At 64.2% G+C, this 15,187-nt stretch carries 14 protein-coding genes and 2 pseudogenes; 2 read left to right on the top strand and 14 right to left on the bottom strand.

What is annotated here, in order from left to right; translation table 11 throughout:
- Nucleotides 1-16: 16 nt before the first annotated feature.
- The 5 genes from JYA75_RS28410 to JYA75_RS28390 all read right to left on the bottom strand — a co-directional run bounded on the left by JYA75_RS28410 (nt 17) and on the right by JYA75_RS28390 (nt 4,270).
- Nucleotides 17-859, bottom strand: a complete 843-nt coding sequence (locus tag JYA75_RS28410; protein WP_206020491.1) for a hypothetical protein — start codon at nt 857-859, stop codon at nt 17-19.
- 144 nt (nt 860-1,003) lie between these two features.
- Nucleotides 1,004-1,837 (bottom strand): VWA domain-containing protein, encoded by an 834-nt coding sequence (locus JYA75_RS28405; protein ID WP_203330267.1) that lies wholly within the window; start codon nt 1,835-1,837, stop codon nt 1,004-1,006.
- 311 nt (nt 1,838-2,148) lie between these two features.
- The gene (locus JYA75_RS28400; protein ID WP_203330266.1) at nt 2,149-2,352 is read right to left on the bottom strand and encodes a hypothetical protein; all 204 of its coding nucleotides are present in this window, start codon (nt 2,350-2,352) and stop codon (nt 2,149-2,151) included.
- Between the two features lie 121 nt (nt 2,353-2,473).
- A complete protein-coding gene (locus JYA75_RS28395) occupies nt 2,474-3,394 on the bottom strand; it encodes a peptidoglycan DD-metalloendopeptidase family protein (protein WP_203330265.1) in 921 nt (306 codons plus the stop codon).
- 234 nt (nt 3,395-3,628) lie between these two features.
- Complete coding sequence (locus JYA75_RS28390; RefSeq protein ID WP_203330264.1) at nt 3,629-4,270, bottom strand: amidase domain-containing protein; 642 nt, start codon at nt 4,268-4,270, stop codon at nt 3,629-3,631.
- A 549-nt stretch (nt 4,271-4,819) separates the two neighbouring features.
- On the opposite strand from JYA75_RS28390, the gene JYA75_RS28385 reads away from it, so the two are divergent.
- A complete protein-coding gene (locus JYA75_RS28385) occupies nt 4,820-5,674 on the top strand; it encodes a cutinase family protein (protein WP_203330263.1) in 855 nt (284 codons plus the stop codon).
- A gap of 495 nt (nt 5,675-6,169) precedes the next feature.
- Nucleotides 6,170-6,988, top strand: coding sequence for a biosynthetic peptidoglycan transglycosylase (locus JYA75_RS28380; RefSeq protein WP_203330262.1), 819 nt, complete (start codon nt 6,170-6,172; stop codon nt 6,986-6,988).
- A gap of 151 nt (nt 6,989-7,139) precedes the next feature.
- Here JYA75_RS28380 and JYA75_RS28375 read toward each other — a convergent pair whose 3' ends face one another.
- The 9 genes and pseudogenes from JYA75_RS28375 to JYA75_RS28335 all read right to left on the bottom strand — a co-directional run bounded on the left by JYA75_RS28375 (nt 7,140) and on the right by JYA75_RS28335 (nt 15,181).
- On the bottom strand, nt 7,140-7,958 hold the full coding sequence (locus tag JYA75_RS28375) for a hypothetical protein (RefSeq protein ID WP_203330261.1): 819 nt from the start codon (nt 7,956-7,958) through the stop codon (nt 7,140-7,142).
- Nucleotides 7,959-8,097: 139 nt separating this feature from the next.
- Nucleotides 8,098-8,928, bottom strand: a complete 831-nt coding sequence (locus tag JYA75_RS28370; RefSeq protein ID WP_203330260.1) for a hypothetical protein — start codon at nt 8,926-8,928, stop codon at nt 8,098-8,100.
- 180 nt (nt 8,929-9,108) lie between these two features.
- Entirely contained in the window at nt 9,109-9,522 is a 414-nt protein-coding gene (locus JYA75_RS28365; RefSeq protein ID WP_203330259.1) for a hypothetical protein, read from the bottom strand.
- Nucleotides 9,519-10,403 (bottom strand): nucleotide-binding protein, encoded by an 885-nt coding sequence (locus JYA75_RS28360; protein ID WP_203330325.1) that lies wholly within the window; start codon nt 10,401-10,403, stop codon nt 9,519-9,521. Before JYA75_RS28360 ends, JYA75_RS28365 begins: the two co-directional genes overlap by 4 nt.
- A 248-nt stretch (nt 10,404-10,651) precedes the next feature.
- Nucleotides 10,652-10,961: pseudogene (locus JYA75_RS28355) on the bottom strand (hypothetical protein); the annotation flags it as partial.
- 46 nt (nt 10,962-11,007) lie between these two features.
- Nucleotides 11,008-11,607 carry an RNA ligase family protein gene (locus JYA75_RS28350; RefSeq protein ID WP_239010625.1) on the bottom strand — a complete coding sequence of 200 codons (600 nt, stop codon included), beginning with the start codon at nt 11,605-11,607 and terminating at the stop codon, nt 11,008-11,010.
- Nucleotides 11,608-11,678: 71 nt separating this feature from the next.
- On the bottom strand, nt 11,679-12,188 hold the full coding sequence (locus JYA75_RS28345; RefSeq protein ID WP_203330257.1) for a hypothetical protein: 510 nt from the start codon (nt 12,186-12,188) through the stop codon (nt 11,679-11,681).
- Entirely contained in the window at nt 12,185-13,570 is a 1,386-nt protein-coding gene (locus tag JYA75_RS28340) for a DUF3696 domain-containing protein (protein WP_203330256.1), read from the bottom strand. Before JYA75_RS28340 ends, JYA75_RS28345 begins: the two co-directional genes overlap by 4 nt.
- A 582-nt stretch (nt 13,571-14,152) precedes the next feature.
- A pseudogene (locus tag JYA75_RS28335) lies at nt 14,153-15,181 on the bottom strand (hypothetical protein).
- Nucleotides 15,182-15,187: the final 6 nt, after the last annotated feature.

Raw genomic sequence — 15,187 nt, 5'->3', positions numbered from 1 at the left:
GTTTGTTTATTCAAAACTAATCTTCATAATACGGGATTATCTCGGATCCGAGAAGAAAAAGAGCCAACGCGTGCAGTCGCCTGTCTTTAGCCAATGGTGTGCGGTCCGCTTTGATGTGCGACAAAAAGGTGTTATACACGTCTTCGTCGTGCACCCCGGGTATTCTATATTCCGAGGCGATGTCGAGAGCCTTTTCGATGGCCTTTGCGATCTCGCGTTCAGTGGTTGCGGGCGCCATCTTGTCCCAATTCGGATAATGATTTCGAATGGTGGGGTTTGTGGAGAGGGCCTCAGCGACGGCCTTTGGGGTACCGTGAGGACGCGGCATGGGCATCGGCTTGGGGGTGAAATACTGTTCGAATACAGCATTGAGAATGCATCGTTCCGCAGGGGTGAATTCCTCGGAGAGCTGCCGATGCGCCTGAGCCAGGTTCGTCTCTTCTTCGTCGTACCAGTTCGATGTGTTCGAATGGGGAGATTCCGAAAAGGACCGGTGCAGCATGACTTCGGGGATGAGTATCCCGATGGTGTGCACGCCTGTGTTCCCGAGCATGATGATTCTCGTGGATCGTTCCGTGACTACGAATGACGACTTGGGAGGCAGGCTGGCCGAAAAACCACTGGGCTGGGAGACGAAGAGCCAGGCCCACTTCGACGTATTGTACAATTCGACTCGACCTTCGGGTCCGGATGAACCCACATGCACAATTGCCCCTGAGGTGCGCGAGACTGCTTTGTCATCTCCGGCGAACTGCAGTTCGCATCGATGACCTCGGCCGAACCGGATCGCCTTTCCCTGGGAGAGCGAGAGGTTCTGACTAATCTCGCCCTTGGGCCGTGCAAGGGTAGTTGACTCCATCCGGTAGGTGATCTCCGCTATCAATGTCTACCTCTTCTGGGGTCTCATCCGATCCCTCATGGGTGCGGTTGTTCTCTGGTGTTGTTGGTATAACCGAAGCTGGCGTAGTCCGCATCGTTGGAAGCACTACGTGTGTTACCGGACTCACGGGCGGAGCCGTCGACGACTGTGGGTGCCCTGGCGTGATACCTGAAGCGCCTCAGCCGAGGCGTACACCACGTCGAGCGGCACGAAACCGGGAACCTCGCGGGGAATCGGCGGGCGCAGCGTGGGCATCGGGTCGGACAGTTCGGGCGCAATCGCGAAGCTGTCGAGAGTTGCGTGCAGGATCGCGTCGATCGCGTACGCGAGTGCGGAGGCCACGTCGTTGTCATCGTGAGCGAGGAACGCCGCTCCCCGTCCGTAGGCCACGTCGCGGATCGTAGGGGCGTCGACATCGCCGATGCCGAAGCTGACAATGTTGGGGCCGGCGGCATTAGTGGTCAACCGATCCCGGGCGGCGCGCCAAGAGGTCGGGTCATCAGTGGGCGTGCCGTCGCTGAAGAAGAACACGGTCGGCCGGTACACCGCATGCCCCTGCGCCGCGAGGGACTTCAGCTCGACAGGCAGCGCTCGGGCGAGCAGGTCGAACACCACCTCGTAGCTCGTGGCGCCGCCGGCCTCGAACGCGGCGATCGTGCCCATCTGCGGCACCTCACTCATCGGGACGTGGACGCGGGCGGAGTCCGCGAACGTCACCACCGACAGTCGGGTGACCGATGCGGCCACCGGATGCTGGGACAGTCCACAAATCAACGCCTCGATTTCGGCGTGCAAGGTGGCGATCGGCGCGCCAGCCATGCTCGCGGAGACATCACAGACGAGGACGACGGGAAGTACCGCCCGGGGCGCGTCGTCGATGTGGGTGCAGTCGTTCATGAACTTCTTCTTTCGTGAGGGACCAGGGTCTTTGCATGTCGTCATCTCGATCCAAGTCAATGGCACACGCTGGGCTCGGTTCCATCGACTGTGCGTTGTGTGCGCGGCGTGAATGTGGTTTGATGTGCCCCCTTCACGGAGCCGGAAAGTCATGCCGTGGCCCGAGGTCGAGGGGTTGACGAGGGCGCGACGACGACGTTGGTGGTGGTGGTGCCCTGTCCGGGACACGTGTCCAGGGCTCTCTCCGGGACGCGCATAAGATGTCGGCCGTACCGCGGCTGTGGATGTTGTCGAGGACTGCACGGGACCGATCGTGGGTAGGGAGTCTCGATGCCGGTATGTACCCCGTATCGGCGGCGAAGAGCATCGACTCAGAGGCTGGTGAGTCCGGCGCGCCGGAGGTCGGCGCGAGCGTTGCGGACCGCCCGGTGGTCACCGGGCGTGCCCGGCACGGTGATCGGACGCTTCGTTCGGTCGGCGGGGTAGATGTACAGGCCGTGCTTGCATCGACGGTATGTCCAGCCCGACGTCGTGACGGCATCGAGAAGGGGTTTCCATTCACTGCGTCTGGCCATGGCGTGTGCTCCTGTGGGTGCTGTCGGCGGACGTGCGGCGGCAACTGCGGTGCATCCGGACGTGACCGAGGCCGAAGGTGACCAGCCGAACAGGCCGGCCACCTTCGGTCTCGCTGCCGGGTCAGCCGCAGATGCGGAACTTGCCGGTGCCCTGCCCGGTGGACAGCGCGGTGGCCTCGGCGGTGATGCAGGTGGCGCCGGGTGCGTGGACCTGGTTGGTCCAGTGGGTGCCGCCGGTGCCGTTCTGGGTGCTCGTCACTTCCTGCGAGTAGGCGTCCGACTTGAGATAGAACCGGACGTTGCCGCGCATGTTCTGGATCCGCAGCCAGTTGGTGCCGCACTTCGGCGAGTACCGCACCTCAAGGGTCATCCCGGCGAACTGGCGGGTGGCGATGATCCGCGCATCGGTGGTGCAGCCCGCGGCGAGCGGTTCCTTCAGGTGCTGCGAACTCCCGGCCGGGGCCGCGGCACCGTTGCGGCTGGTTACCCGAGCGCCGACGGGATAGCTGGTGCCCTGCTCGACAGTCTGCGGGACGGTGATGTTCTTCCCGGCGTTCGGGCCGCTGCAGTAGACGAGTGCCCAGTGCAGATGCGGGCCGCTGACGGTACCGGTGTTGCCGGAGCGGCCGATGACCTGCGCAGCCGCCACCCGATGGCCCTTACCGACCCTGATCGAATTCAGATGCACGTACTGGGTGCACTGGTTGTTGCCGTGATCGATCAGGATCTCGTTGCCGCTGAACCGGTCCTTCCATCCGGCGAAGAACACCGTCCCGCCGGCCGAGGCCGCGACCGCCGAGTTCGCGGGCATGCCGAAGTCGACCGCGTACTGGTTGTACGCGGCGTAGGTGCCCATGTGATGGCTCGATCCCGGGCCTCCGGTGACGGTGTACGCCGCGCCCGCCGGAAACGGCAGGTACAGGGTTGGTGCGGCCGCCGCCCGCATCGGATGCAGCACCATCGCGAACACGGCAGCGAGAACGAGGAACATCGCCGTCGTCGACCACGGCATCGACCGTGCCGGTGCGGTGTCAGTGGACATGAAGCCTCCTCGGGAGTTCGAATCCGAACGCGTCGGTGTGCCCGCTTCGCTCGGATCCGGGGATGAAAGCTCCGACGAGATCGCCGGAGCATGAGAACATTTCAACAACACGATCGGCAGAAAGCCGCTCACAGTGACTTGACGAGAATTCGCCATCGTGCTAGTTGGGTTTCGTGCTTTTCCTCCGCGGTCGACATGACGGGGGCGTGAGGCCGGGTGCCGCGACCGGTCGGATTACTTGAAGTGGATGAGGTACACACGAGCCCCCGGACTCGCGTGCTCGATCCACGTTTCGGAGGTTTCCGACCATGTCCATCCACGGTCCCGTTGCTCCGGGGTGTGCTGAGAGACGAGCGGATACTGCGTGTTGGTCTCGGAGAATCCGGTGACCATCGAGAGATGATCGATGATGCCGTCCGCACCGTTGTTCCAGTCGTAAGCCACGATGTCGCCCAATTCGGCTCGGGGGACTTCGTTCACGCGCCAGTCGAGTTCGTGGATCGTGGCGATCTTGACCTCGTTGACGAGGTAGTTCTTGAGCCTGTCAGCCACCGTTGCAGTGGCCGTCGGCCAGCTGTGGGTGTCGAGCTGCCGGTTGCCGCCACGGTTGTTCGGATCGGTGCTGTGGAAGTTCCACCGGGCGGTCTCGTCGAGACCACCGACGTAGAGGGCCTGACTGACGAAGTAGGTGCAGTCTGCACCGTAGGTGGGAGTATCGAGAGCGTGCGTACGCGCATACACTGCAGCGACGTCGGGATTGAAGGTCGACCCGGCCTCCGCTAGGGGTGCGCCGACCGCCGAGAACACAAGTGTCACAGCAGCGGCTACACCAACAGTCGTCGATCGCAGAACGCCCGCCGAGAAGGTGTCGGACATATGAGCCTCCAAGGGATTCTGATGCCGAACATCGAGATTGGTGACCGACCCTCGATGTCCGGCACGGGGGTCGAAGAGCCCGCTGGATTGCTGGGCCTTCGAGAGAGACCTTCCCTGAATCGACGCTGCCCTTCGATCGACTGTTCCTGTACTTCAGGAGAATGATGTGATATTGCCTTGCGCACCGCTGCTGGCGCTGAGGCGGTCAGGCGATCGGATCGACGTTTCTCGGCACCGAACCTCACCGACCACTCCGTAACGGACCACGCTGCGAGTCAGGGCAACCGCCGGAAATGGCCACACTCAGCCCGTGCGTACTACCAGGACCATCATTTCTGGCATCTCATCAGCCGATCAACATAGCCGGAAACCCTTCGGCTCGTCAACCCACTGTTGGGTGCCGGAAGACGTGATTTCTCGTTGAATTCGTAGGTACACCAGGCCCGTTCGGCGCCTGACCTACACCCCCCAGGAGCACAGATGCGCAGCATCTTCCGTCCATCGACGGACGAACAGAACCACCGGGCGACGCGCGGTTCCCGGACTCGCATGCAGGCGGCAGTCGGCGGTCTCACCGTGGGGCTCGCGGCCGGTCTGCTACCGACGCTGGCAGCGCCCGCCGCACAGGCCGCACCACCGTGCAAAGAGTACCTCGCACTCGGCATTCCGGGATCGAACCAGGGCTTCGACAACGCGGCCGAGTGGAAGGCCGCCGGGTACGTGCTCGGCGACTCGGCATACGGCGAACAGGTCGCCGACGTCCTGAGCGCACTGAAGTCGGAACTGCCGTCGATGCTGTCGCTACCGGTCTTCTATCCGGCCGATGGCGTGGACGGGATCGATCCTGCCGCGGCGAAGCTCACGTACAACGTCTCCGCCTACAAGATATCCAAGGACGAGGGCTACGCGGCGGCGTACCGCCTCCTCGAGGACTGGGCAAGGAGCTGCCCGTCGGCGAAGTTCTTCCTCGTCGGGTACAGCCAGGGCGCCCATATCGCAGCGGACCTGGCCCAGACGGTCTTCCACCAGGGCAGCCCGCTCGGTCGAGACCGGATCGCCGGGGTGGCGCTGATCGCCGACCCGGCCTACAACGGCACCTCACCGGGAGCCACCGAGTTCGTCTTCACCGACGACACGCTCGCCAAGGATCCCGATCACTGGCAGATCCACGGCTCGCTCGGGACCCGCACCGAGTTCGACAACTCCGACCCGGTCCTCTCGATCTGCATCTACGGCGATCCGATCTGCGACAACAACTCCGTCGGCGCAGGCGGTTACAACGCCCAGGCCGCCGCCGACAAGGCATGGATGCACACCGAGCTCTACACCGACCACACCTACGCCGACTCGACCGGTCTCGCCGAGTGGCTCGGCAAGACGATCGCCGACCGAGCCCGGAACTGACCGATCCGGCCCGGATCCGAGTGTCGGCTCCGGGCCGGCGTGACCGGAACATCCGCCCCGCGTCCGGGAGCGCACCCCGCGTTCCCGGACGCCCCGGGCCGGCAGGCGAGCAACGGATCCGACACCCAACGGATCCCACAGATCTGGCCGATCGGCAACATCCCCGACTCGCACCGAGAGGAAACCGCCATGCGTTGGTGCGCCCGCTGCGCAACCGCCATCCCGGAACCGTACGGGAACTGCCCCAGATGCCCCCGGACGGAAACCTCCGGCTCCGTCTTCGGTGTGGCGTACCCCCCGCCGGCCCCAGCATCCCCGCACCCGGCCCCCGAGATGCCGCCGCACACCCCAGCTACCTCGCCGCCTTCGCCGGCCGAGCCGGAGTCTCGGTCTCGGCCGCCCACGGCACCGCCCTCCCGGACCATCCCGGACCGCCCGGCCATCCCTCCGCTCCCGCGCAGGCGTCGACGACCGATCAGACAGCTGCTGCGGCGAGTGTTCTCGGGACTGTTCGTGCTGGCGCTGGCGACGTTGGCCTACATGATCAGCCTGAACTGGTTCCTGCCGCCCGTCACGATGTTCCAGCTCACCGACCCCGCGGACGGGAGCACCATCGCGCAACCGGTGTCCCTCGACCACGTCGATCGAGACCTTCTCGCCGCCGTGCTGCTGCACGAAGACCCCGAGCTCGGTACCCGGGCCGGACCGTTCGACATCAGCCAGTTCCTCGACCGCGCCCGGATCCACGTCGGCGGTGGTGACGACCCCTCCGGCTCGACCATCCCGCAACAGCTGGTCAAGAACCTCTTCTTCACCCGAGATCAGAACGCCCTCCGGAAGGGACTCGAGGCGATGCTGGCGTTTCCGTTCAACGCGGTCGTCGACGACCGACGCCAGCTCGAGCTCTACGTGAACTCCGCCCAGTTCGCCCCCGAAGTGTACGGGATCTGCGCGGCCAGCTGGTACTACTTCAACACCCCGCCGTGGGACATCAGCGGCGATCAGGCGATCGCCCTGGCGAGCCTGCTCCCGACCGCCGACTTCGCTCGCCGCGCCGACGGCGGAGGCCTCGACGTCAGCAACACCGAAGGCGTCGTCTACCGCGCTTGGAACCGCAACACCTGGTACCTGCCGAATCAACTCGCCGCCGTCGGCGGATGGCCGGGCATCACCTCCACCATCGGCATCGACGAGCCGGCCAGCACCCACGCCGACCGACGCAACGACCCCGACGCCTGCTCAACCATGCCCCCGTCCGTGCGGCAGCGACTCGCAGCAGAAAATGCCTGGTGGAGTGAGCGGTTTCTTCTCTAAGCCCATCGGCTGCAAGCGATTCCCTGCATTCGACGGGCTCACCCGTCAGCACCCGACGATGGTCTCGCTCCGTTCGATGTCCGTGAGGAACCCCCCGCGGGACCTGGCCTCAATCCAGGGCACCGGCCACCGTAGATCTCGGGCGCTGCCGTCATTCTGGGGGCCACCGTGTGCCGCGCCGAGGCACTGCGCATCCCTGGTTTGCCCCCCGTTGGGCTTTGCGCGCATCGCCGGCTTGGCGGACGCCTTCGAGCGCCTCGTCGCACGAAGAGCCGGAGCGGAGGAACAGCCGCCGGTCGGACTCGAGCGGCAGAGGCTCGGCGGGTCGGCGAGCGCCGTCACCTGCGCGCCGGGTGCTCATGTGGTTCCAGATCGCGGCATCGAGTGCACCGGGACTACAGCCCAGCTCGGCGGCGGCCGCGCGGACGACGGCACCGATCTCGTCGTACGCCCGTGCCCGCGCTCCGGCGACACGCACGAAGGCGGCGATGTGCTGATCGACAGCAATATGGCTGTTCGAACCGGTGAGGATAGCGATGTAGTCCAGCGTCTTGGGACCGACGTATCGGACGCGGCGCAGCGCATCTCGGGTGTCGCGTTCGAGCCCGGGATCTCGGAAACGTGCGGCGAGGTCGTCGACCGTGTCGATACCGAGCTCGCCCATCACCGACGTCAGGTCATAGATCTTCGTGATCTTGGGCGAGGTGCGCCGCCACACGAGGTAAGCGGGCAAATCCACCGACGCCAGCCGGGCACGAAACCCGGTGGTGGTCCTCGCGTCGGGCCACTGGTCGTAGACCTTGCGCGCCCGTGGCCAGACTGTGGTCTTGTAACGGGTGCGGGGTTGCAGGGCCGCATCGACGAGGAGCGCACCCATGTGATCCCACTTGCGTTCATCCTCGTTCGGCTCCAAGCCGACCTTGCTCGCGAGAGCCACGACCAGCTCCACGTCTCGTGCGGCGACAGTCATGAGCAGATCATCGCCGACCAAATGGCGCAGTTACGACGACACGGGCCCCGGCGCCGACAAACACCACGACGGTGCGGCCATAGCGCTCACCACTTCAGGGCCTCGGGCCGGCGTTCGGTGCCGGTAACCAGGCCATATGTCAGGTGATCCCCGGCACAGAGCTACTGTTGCATGGTGAAAGTGATCGGGGACGTGCTCCCACGGATCCGACCATCGGAACCTCACCGTCTTCTGCACACCGTTGAGCACCCAGGACAGCGAACTCGGACGTTGCGCCACGCGGCGCAGCGGGTTGATCTCGTCGTCGTGCAACTGTGCCTCCGAATGGTTGAACAGACCCAGGGTGAAGCTGACGCCGGCAAGGTCGACGATCCCCTCCGAACAGCAGCCGTGGGTCGTGCTTGATCATTGGTACGGCCGGCCACCAGTCACTCATGATGGTCTCGATCCGCGCGAAGGTGTCGAACGACAGGTGTGAGTTCGACAGGTCGCCGGTCACCCCGAGTCCCCACCTACGGGGCCATTCGGCACGACTGAACAGCAGGTCGATCGCCTCGTCGGGGACGATCGTCTTCACTCGGTTGCCGCCCTTCTCGGTGTAGACGTCCGCGGCGGCGGGTGTGATCAGAAGTTCGGGCACCCATCGCTGCAAGTCGTTGCCCCCGACCTCCACTTCCTCGGGATCGCCCCACTCGCCGGCCCCGTTCATGTAGCGCAGCGCGATGTCGCGCAGGAAGGTCGCGAAAGCGAGCGCGGCCCGGTCGGCGTCGCTGAGGCCGTTGTTGTGTGCCGTGCACAGTACATTGGCGACGAGCTTCTTGGGCTGAATCTCTACGGGGATCCGGTAGTTCGGTGTCGGCTGGATACGAACGTCGAGGTCATCGAAGGTGGAGAGCAGACCAGGGCGTGGGAGACGTAGTGCTCGCCCGATATCGACGTCGAGCAGCCACCGCGAGTGTTCGCATAGCACCTTGAGTGCCTGTACTCGGGGTCGAAGTCCGTCATCTCAGCCTCCTGTACGGCAGTGGAACCACCTCCGGGAACCACGTTGGCTTCGGGTCCGGATGTCACGGTCGAAATCTGGCCAGGACTTCAGACATCGATGCGGACGATCTCCCGCCGATGCGGACTGCCTGGTGCATCCGAGAATTCAGACCGCGAAGACAGACCCGCACACGAGGCAATGGATCGGTTGTGCGTGGTCTGTCGGCACCTTGATCGGCTCGTACGGGTGACATGGTGATTGCACGATGTCCATGTCGTTGGGCTCGACCATCGCTTCGGGGACATCGGATGCCGGATCGATGCGTAGCCCCGTCTCGTTCGACAGTTGGGCGAGGATATCCGGCACAGCGCGTGCCCGGGCGTACTCGAGTTGCTCTTTGGTCCACCACTGGTCCGTTCCTGCCGGGACACCGCACAGAGGACAGTAGTACGCGTCTGGGGTCGGTTCGGCGGCAGCCTCGTCGCTGATCGGACCGAGGTGCCACTTGAACTGTTGCTCGCAGGTGGGGCATTCCCGACGAAGGAAGTTGTCGTCGTCGGTAGGGATGGACACGTTCATGTCATGCTCACAAACTCTTCGTGGTTGAAGGGCTCGCCGTCTGCGGTACGCCCCGTGATGAGCAGCGTAAAGTACCGCTTGTTGTCGCCCATCGCGACGTTGCCCATGTAGTTGATGCGGAACGATTTACCCGCCGGAAGCTTCGGAACGGGGAGTGGTTCGCCGTCGCGAAGAAGTCCACGACCGGTTGCGTCGACTTCTTCGACGTCGACATCGAACGCATCGCCCGGACCCCTATTTGTGATCTCGACGTAGTCGAGTTTGTTTCCCCCACGACGGAAATGGGCTGCGGTGAATTGCGGATGGGTAGGCCGTTCGGGCGTCGGGATTCTTCTTCCGAGCGGGACACCGCCGCCTGGAGCGCCGGGAGGCGTCAGTTCCGAGCTGAGCCAATCCACGCCGGACTGATCAACGTTGCAACCTGCCGTGGACAAACGACTTCGGAGCGCCTGCCGCTTTTCCGGACTGCCGTCGAGGCGGATGGTGTGGCGACCGTGGATGTCGCTGAACTGCTTAATCCTGCCGAACTCGACGATGATGGTCCGCTTCGGGTTTCGTCCCATGGCCATGCCGGCCTCGAAGAGAACATTTGGGCGCGGCTGTGCCTGCGGAGACGTTTCGGGGTCATCCTCGTCGGCCAAGTCGGTCCGGAGGTATGCGATATCGTCGGGAGTTTCAAGCACGACGATGGCCTGAGCAATCTCGAATGCCTTGTCGAGCACTTGGCCAATGTAGGGCGCTCCCTCACCTGTCTCGTGGATCGCCTGATCCCATTCGATTGGGGACAATCCCAAGGCACGGAGAAACGTGAAAATCTGGTTTCGAGCGGCACTGTTGCGCCCGTGGATCACGAATACCTTGCGAGGATCCGGAGAAGGCATAGTCACGGAATAATCATAGTGGCGACGACCGACACCTCTTCAGCACGAGCTGCGGACTCCATCGCTCACAGACCCGAATGGCTGGCAGGGCGGTGTTCGCGACGTCGTCTGGGTCTGGGTAGGCGACGAAGATCCGCCGATCGCCGTTCGCCGATGCCGGTGGTGTTGCGGTCGTTTTAGCTGTTCAACCTCACGGTCCATTACCGGGCAGGGCTGCTCACACCTCCATCTTCTGATCGATCGCGGCCTCGCTCGTTGGTGGTCGCGTTCAGGCTGGTTTCGGGGCGGAACTGCGCCATCTTCAACCGGACGCCGCCGATGTACTGCACCCCGTAGCGCAGGATGCTCATGTCACGCCACCATGTTCAAGAGGCTTATCGAGCGGTGGCCAGCACGTCGAGGAACTTTCGCCTGCGACCCCGCGGCCTTCAACGCCTTCTCGTACGCCGCCTGATGAGGCTCCTGCAGCCAGGCGAACAGATCCTCGGGGAGCCCTCGGTCGTAGCCGGTGTCGTTCGCCAAGTACAGCCATCCGTGGGACGCCAAGTATGCGCAGATCTCGGACTCAAACGTACTCGTTGTACCGGGCCACTGTTTCCTCGATTTACGCCGAGGTCCGCAGGCGGTTCATCGTGTGCTGTTCCGTCATCCAGTGCCGATCGATCTGTTGTACAAAGTCCGGACGGACGAGCTTCGCACGCCGCTGCTGCCTGGCGGATCCCGCGATGCGAACGACAATGCCCTCCATCTGCTCGTGCCCCACGCGGCTCTGTCGTATCAGCCCCGTTAACTCGTCCAAGGTGAAGTCTCCCGCACCGAGGAACGGGACGGTATACAGTCCAACCTCGTCGGCGAGGGCATTGCGCATCTCCGGGTCCCAGAATCGTCCGGCCGTCTTCTCGTAGACGTCGAATATCAGAAACCAGTCGGGCAGTTGGTCGTAGCTGACGCTGTGCGTGACCGCGCACCACTCGCCGAAAAGGACGAGTTCGGCGCCGAGCGCGCTGGCGAGCCTCCGTCGACGAGGTTCGATCCAGGTGGACAGTCCGCGGAAGTGGCGGCCGCCGGGCTGGACGTAGCTGCCGCGCGCCTGGAACCGCAATCCGTCCTCGCCACCCGAGATACCGAGGTTCTGCCCGTCGATCTTCTCTTCGACGTGCAACGGTCCGGCCAGAAACTCGGCCCTTTCGGCTTCGCCCAGCACCTTGTCGTTGCGTACATCGACACCCGGCGGACGGACCAGGTACGGGGTCGACGGGAATCGCACGAACTCAGTCATGGCGCGTCGAACCCGAACTTCGCACGATAGGCGGCGCGGATCGACGGTTCGTGGGCGTACTCGACCTGCACACCGTGGCGGTCCAGCACCTCGCCCCAGTTGAGCCATTTGGTGTCGGTGGCCTGCACGACGGGGACACCGGCGACTTTCGCTGCCGCGACCATCTTGCGGTCCGATGGGTCGATCTCAGCATCGTCACCACCGAGCACCGCGTAGCTGTTCACCGTGGTTGCATCAGGTTCGATATCTGGTCGCACCGCTTCGTCCCAACTGTGGCGATTGTCGTAGACGTACTTGGCGAAAGCATCACCCAAGGTGGGTTGCCCACCTCGACTGAGCTGGTGGAAGTACTCTTCGATGATTTCGCCCAGTTCATCGGTGACGACAGGAAGCCCCTTCTCGATGATCTCCGCGAGAATCTCCTCGCACGCATCGAGGAGTTCGGTCGGACGGTCATCGGGAAGCTTGACGACGAGCGGCACGTTGGTATCGATCACTCTGCTCATACGGACTGGCCTTGGCGTCGACGTCGAGCACTGCGCGACTGGGCAATCAGATCTGCCGCAGGGTCGCCGAAGAAGTTCTCGGGCCAGTTCCGCACGTTTCCGTACTCGTCGACGTCGAGCACCTCGATGGTCGACCCCTGCTCTCCGGGATTCACGGTGTAGCACCGCACATCAGCGGGGTCGACCTTGCCCTCAGCAATCCGGCGAAGGAGACGCCGCAACAGGTGTTCGGAGTGGGATTCGATGATGAACTGCGTGTTGCGCGGCTTGCTGTTCTCACGCGCAGAAATGGCAGCGAGGAACAGGTCCGCGAGCCCGGCCTGCACCGATGGGTGCAGGTGGATCTCCGGTTGTTCCACGACAACCGTCGAACCGGGGGCGGAGTAGAACCCCTCCACGATCACCGGAAGCACCTGCGAGACGCCGAACCCGACATCGGTGAGCAAGACTTCCCGACTGCCGCCCGGCGTCGCTACTCGAACCTCGTACTCGTCACGGCCGACTCCGATCGGAGTCACGGCAAAGTTCTCAATGACCCCGAGCGTTCTCAGCCACTCGGCGACCAGTACTTGGAGGTGCTTCATCTTCTGCCCGGGGGCGAAGTTGTACCGCCGGGCCTGGCCAGCCATCAGGGCATCGATCGTGTATTCACCGCTCCAGCCAACGTGGCTGACCTCTTCTCCGGACCAGCGATACGTCCGGAGGGGTTGCGTACGCAGCGGCCCGAGGTAGTTGACCGCCAACAACTGCTCCTCAAGAGCAAGGGTGAGATCTGCGGCGAAGTCGAGGAACTGATAACGAGTCGGCAGATCGTCGGGAAACGCGTGGAACTGGTATGGAGCCGATACGGGCCACTTTCGCCCCAGGGTCCTGATCAGTTCGATGCCTTCGGCATGGACGGAGTAGTTTCCACTGTCGCCGTCACGCGCACTTCCCAGCCGCAACGTCTCGCCGGAGTCGCTGGAGGTGAGGCGATACTCGTAACTGTCGACGCGCAAGCGCGGTGGTGAAGCAGAGGTTGCACTAATTGTCGCTTGGAATCCCATGTCGGTGCCATGGAATCTGGTTTGACTCCGTTCGTAGTCCACAGTCAGGGGCTGGTCACGCCGCCAATCGAACTCGAAGGCCAGGGGTGCTTCGACGTTTCCGTTTCGCAGCATACTCGCGTACCCACCGAGATCGACGGGTGTCCGGTCGTCTCCGGTGTGGAGGACTCGTCGACGGTCCGGCGACTCGACAGTTTGCCGGAGCATGAGCAGAAACTGGTGCAGACTCGACTTTCCCGACGAGTTGGCCCCGAACAGGATGGTCAGCGGAGCCAATTCGATGTCACCCGTGTCTTCCCACGTCTTGAAGTTCTTGAGCCGTAACCGGGTGAACACGCCATTCCCTCCGTTTTGCGATCCACTTGCGAGTGGCGAACAGCGCTCACGAGCGAGGTCGGTGAAGTCCGCAGCGCGGTGTGCAGGGTACCAATTCTGGGCGGTGTGTTCGCCGAGGCAAACGGCCATGACCACTGATTCGACGAGAGTCGGATAGTTCGCCTGTGATCATGGCGAGTTGTCGGACCTCGGTGAATCACCGGAATCCGTCGCTGCCGGGCTTCCACGCCATAGACAGGTGCCGTGGCGCACTGTCTCGGCGCTGCAACCGCCACCCGTAAATGTCGGTGGGCGAATGTAACCTGCCCGACCGCGAGTGCCGTAAAACGGCGCCTGCGCAGTGGGCCAAGGTCACATTTCCTTGTTATTGAGACAGTCTGAGCTTGCCATGATTGCGAGCCGAAACGGCAGGTCAGGTCGTCTCAGGCGCTGAGGCCAGAACTTACGTGTCAAACAGCGGTACGGCCATGACTTCCGACACGCTGCGCGTGAGGATGGGAGTAAGTGCAGGTATCGACGACCCAGCAGGGCCTCGATCGGCAGATCAACGCACTCACCGGGCAGGATTGACCTGAAACGCATCTACGTCGTATCGAGTACGGTGAGTAGTTCCTTGAGCAGGGCGTCGGCGCGGGCTTCGATCTCGTCGAAGACGTCGGCAAGGCCATCGAGGCTGTCGCGGGCGTCGCGGCGCGCGGCCACTCCTCGTTCGTAGTAGTGCGGATCGAGGTCGACCTCGGTGTCGGGCCGGACGTGCGGGTCGTCGTCCCGGCCCCCGGCTTGCGCAGGGGCATCGGGGTGCGGGCCCGCACCCGGCCGGCCAGGTGGTCTCGCACGATCGTGGCGATGGATTGCGCGGTCATCGGCTGCGGCATCAGCGGCAGGTGTCCCCAGCGGTCGATCGGGGACAGCAGGGGTTGCCGGGCCCGCCGCTCGTCGAGCGCGCACAGGTCGACCTCGACAGGGTCGGTCAGGTGTTGGGCGAGCAGGTCGGTGTTCGGGTACGTGTCCAGGAACGCCAGGATCTCCGCCCACCTGCGGAACACCGCCACCCCCAGGCTCTCGTCGGAGCCAGGATCCGGTGCCAGACGGAACCGTTCCCCATCCGCCGTAGTGGCGACGAGGGTGCCGGCATCGACGGTGACATCGCCGCGGCGCAGCCGGGCGAGCTGAGCGAACGGCATCCCGGTCGCGGCGAGAACGAGCAGCAACCCGTCGCGGCGGCCAAACAACCCTCCCGGCCAACCCGTGGTGGGCAGTTGCGCAGCGCGCCGGTGCAGCAGCGCGGCGAGCTGGTCGAGCCGGGCGGCCCGGGCGGTGTCGAGCCGGCGGCGGACGGTCTCGCTGCGGCCGGGCGGCGGATACCCGTGGCGGGTGTGGACGGTGTTGATCGCCGAGATCCGGCGCCGCTGGGTCGCGACCACGGCGGGGTGTTCGCGGAGGATATAGGGCGAGCGTGTCGGGGTGGGCGGGGATGGGGGAGTGGTCGGTGGCGGTGCACCAGTCGGTGAACAGGGCCCAGTCGTGCCGGTACCGCGCCGGGATCCGCAGCCCCCGCTCCGGGTCGGGGAGGTCGGCGGGCTGCCGCGGGGAGGTGTCCGTGTCGGCCATGGCGCC

The sequence above is a fragment of the Rhodococcus sp. PSBB066 genome, from assembly GCF_017068255.1.
In the GTDB taxonomy this organism is placed as follows: domain Bacteria; phylum Actinomycetota; class Actinomycetes; order Mycobacteriales; family Mycobacteriaceae; genus Rhodococcus; species Rhodococcus aetherivorans.
This window is presented reverse-complemented; position numbering and strand designations above follow the sequence as displayed.